The sequence below is a fragment of the Dyadobacter jejuensis genome, from assembly GCF_003149085.1.
Taxonomy (GTDB): domain Bacteria; phylum Bacteroidota; class Bacteroidia; order Cytophagales; family Spirosomataceae; genus Dyadobacter; species Dyadobacter jejuensis.
Map to the genome: position 1 here is coordinate 1 of NZ_QGDT01000052.1, position 2,030 is coordinate 2,030.

At 45.1% G+C, this 2,030-nt stretch carries 2 protein-coding genes and 1 pseudogene; all 3 read left to right on the top strand.

Annotation, left to right across the window (positions count from 1 at the left end; all coding sequences use genetic code 11):
• Positions 1-540 (top strand): annotated as a pseudogene (locus CLV98_RS23570) (terminase large subunit domain-containing protein); the annotation flags it as partial.
• Positions 541-744: 204 nt separating this feature from the next.
• Positions 745-1,053: a hypothetical protein gene (locus tag CLV98_RS23145; RefSeq protein ID WP_109678502.1), complete on the top strand. Its 309-nt coding sequence runs from the start codon at positions 745-747 to the stop codon at positions 1,051-1,053.
• Positions 1,054-1,056: 3 nt separating this feature from the next.
• The coding region (locus CLV98_RS23150; RefSeq protein WP_146202358.1) for a hypothetical protein at positions 1,057-2,030 on the top strand (974 nt) is incomplete at its 3' end.

Sequence of the window (2,030 nt, forward strand, 5' to 3'; positions counted from 1 at the left end):
CGTTTTATCGATAACCTCTTTGTTAAGAAGTCTGATAGTACCCTTGTAGAAGCCCTGGGCAAGGCCTTCTGTAAGAAGTACTCAGCGCACCGTAAGAAAGTGGTCTATATGTATGGAGATAACAGCGGTAAGAAGGGCGATCCAGGGCGCAAGCGCACACACTACCAAGAGTTCAAACAAGTGTTAACCATGGCGGGCTGGCACATCATCGATAGTGTTCAACAGTCTTATCCTCCATACAAGTTGCGCTATCAAGTCATCAATACAATCCTTACAGAAAAGTATTCTCATGTTCCCATCATTCGTATCAATGAGCTCGAATGCAAAAGCCTTTTGATCAGTATGAAGCACACACCAATCATTGGCGACAACTTCGAAAAGGACAAATCCTCTGAGCTCAATAAGAATTTAGATCAGCAATATGCAACTCACCTTTCGGATGCATTCGATTATATGGTTTATAAAAAATATTCTCGAATCGTTCCGATCGCTGGCAAGCGAGTCGGCACCAGGTTCGGGAAAGGAAGTACAGAAAAATAGGCCACGCATATATTCTATTTTCCTTTTGGCAATTGCCAATCCGATATAGGGAGGGCTATGGGCCATTAGGTGAGCGGACTGTAGAATACTGTTTTTGATCCTAAAGGACTGAAAACCAGAAAACAAGCCTTTTCAAACAGCGGAATGATGTCAGTTTTAAAACTTGTCCTACCATAAATCAACCTTAAAAGAGTACTTGCAGCCATGGCAAACACCAAAATATACTTAAAAGATGCCTTTAGACAGATCAAAATGGCCTCGACTTCTGATAAAACCTTTTCCATTTCGTATAGAAAAATGGATGGGAGCTTTGGGAGCAAGTCGGAGTGTCGAAACCGGTCGGGCCATATCCATAAAAGGAAATCAGACTTTTCCAGCATTCGACATGAAACCAGACAGGCAGGCCGTGCCTATCTGGAATACAAGACCAGTACCGGCCGTTGGCAACCCTTTGAAATTTACTGGTGCCTGCTCGTTTCGTTCAATTCTTACACCATTGACCATAGATATTAAACCATGGCAACAAAAATAAAGCTCGGCCCCCGGCAAATCGCCTTTAGCAAAGTGGCCTCAGTTGATCCCAAAGAACAGCGGGATATCAACAGCGCCAGAGGGAACGTGATGCGTTCGGTGATGGCACAAAATAAATCCTTTCAACTCTATCCCTGGGGAGAAAACAACCTACTGCCTAATGAGCGGATCAAGTTGTTACGAACCAATGGTGATGCACAAAACCTGATCGAGACCAGGGCCGACTTTTTGTATGGCGGTGGCTTTGGCTGGTTTCGCCATTCAAACAAAAATGGAATCGTAACCAGGGAGCCCTTTAGCAATGCCGCTACGGAAGAGTATCTGGAGGCGTATGGCATGGATGATCTGGGCGACGTGGTCAATCAGATGTGTACCTCCCTGATTGAAACGGCCAATGTATTTATCAATCGTACCCTAGTCGATAAACTGCCCATTTACAGCGTCAAGGATAGTTTGATCTGCCGGGCTACGATAGCTGAAAAACGGCAGGTCGATACCTGGCTATTGAATAGCGACTGGGGCAATGCCGAGAGCGTACAAAAGAATACAATCCCGGTTCCAGGCTTTATGACCGGTAAGGAGCTGCTGGATGAAAGCATCATCCATTTGCGGCCCTTTCAATCCGGACAACCTTACTACGGCTTTGGCCAGTACTGGGGCGAAGAGTCCGTATTTTGGATTGAGGTCATGAACTTTATTGCCAAGTCGATCGGACAAACGGTGAAGCACAATAAAAACATTGCGCATATCTGCCGAGTTGCTTCCCAGTATTTCGATCAAATGGTTGCCAGCCAATCCATTGACAATATCGATGACAACTACGATCCGGAGAAAGAAAAGGACAAAGTTCGTGATCAGTTCTATAAGAACGTGGAGAAAATGATTGAGAGCGAGGAAGGGCCACGGGTACTTTTTGATGAATGTGATATTAGTGCCGATGGCAAACTATCCGGTATGAT

Coding starts and splice junctions, on each gene's coding strand:
- CLV98_RS23145 (WP_109678502.1), top strand. CDS start 745: ATGGCAAACACCAAAATATACTTAAAAGATGCCTTTAGACAGATCAAA.